Annotated in this window: 1 protein-coding gene; it reads right to left on the bottom strand. The window is 70.2% G+C overall.

All coding sequences use genetic code 11. The features are described 5' to 3' along the window. Positions 1-1,249: DUF222 domain-containing protein (locus ACPXB1_RS30545; protein WP_425736164.1), on the bottom strand; the 1,249-nt coding region annotated here is incomplete at its 3' end. Positions 1,250-1,281 lie beyond the last annotated feature (32 nt).

The raw sequence follows: 1,281 nt of genomic DNA, 5'->3' as shown, positions 1-1,281 counted from the left end.
ACGTTCGGTGGTGGTAGTGGTTGCGGCGGGGGATTTGTGTGGGGTCGAGCCAGGTGGGTGGGATGAATTCGGGGTGGCCGTCGGCGGCGAGTCGTACGGTCCAGTCGGTGTGGTGGAGGTGTCGGTGGTGGTGGCCGCAGAGGAGGACGGCGTTGGTGAGGGTGGTGGTGCCGCTGTCGGCCCAGTGTCGGATGTGGTGGGCGTTGCACCAGCGTGGTGGTCGGTCGCAGCCGGGGAAGGTGCAGCCGCGGTCGCGCAGGACCAGTGCGCGGCGTAGCGGGCCGGTGATGAGGCGGCGTTGCCGGCCGACGTCCAGTGGTTGGCTGGTGCCGCTGAGGACGGCGGGTAGGACGGTGGCGTCGCAGGCGAGCCGCCGCACGGTGTCGGGTGTGAGGTGCAGGCCGGTGTCGAGCGCGCCGACACCGAACTGCCGGGTCAGGGTGTCATAGCTGGTGGTGACGACGATCTGGGCGGGGTCGCCGCCGTTGTCGGGTAGTTCGCCGGTGCGCAGGGCGAGGCGGCAGATGTCGGCGAGGGCGTCGTGTCGGCGCTGCCCGGGGCTGCGGGTGTCGTCGGGGCCGGCGGGCGCGGTGAGGGGGTCGATGGCGGCCCGTAATACGGCGGCTGCTTCGGCGTCGAGGATGCCTGACAGCCGCAGCCGCCCGTCGGGCTGTTCGCTGACTGTCACCTGTCGATCCCGGGCTGCCCGTGCTTCCTGCGCTCTCAGTGCTGCTTCGGCGGCAGCGTCAGCTATCTCCGGCGCGACATGATCAAGGATTCGGGCGCCCATCCTGCGCAACAGCGTGGGGTCGAACTGTCCGGCCCATCCGATGAGTACGTCGACGGCTTTGTCTGCCGTGGGGGTGTCGGCGGCGGCGTGGACTGTGGCGACGGTGTCGCCGATGATGCGGGCCTGCTCCACGCTGATCGTGCCGTCGGCGAGGGCCTGGCGGATCTCCGCAGGACCGTTGTCGAGGGTGGTGGCCAGCTCGACCAGTCGGCGGGCGGCGGGGATGGTGAGTCGTAGCCGCTCGCGCAGCCACACCGGCGTGCAGGACGCGCCGTGGCGGCGGGCCGTGCCGCGACCGTCCACCTCCCGAACGAGGGCCAGCTTGAGCGCCGCCACCCGTTGCTCAAGGCGATGCGCCGCGTCCAACGCCGCGATGAGATCGCGCTCCGAGACAGCCCAGGTAGCTGCGTCAGAGCAGGCGGCCACTGCGGCTTCGGCCTGCTCCAACGCGTCAATCACAACCAAAGTTTAGAACGCATGTACGACAATTT

It is taken from the genome of Micromonospora sp. DT68 (assembly GCF_049847245.1).
GTDB classification, from domain to species: Bacteria; Actinomycetota; Actinomycetes; order Mycobacteriales; family Micromonosporaceae; genus Micromonospora; species Micromonospora profundi.
This window is presented reverse-complemented; position numbering and strand designations above follow the sequence as displayed.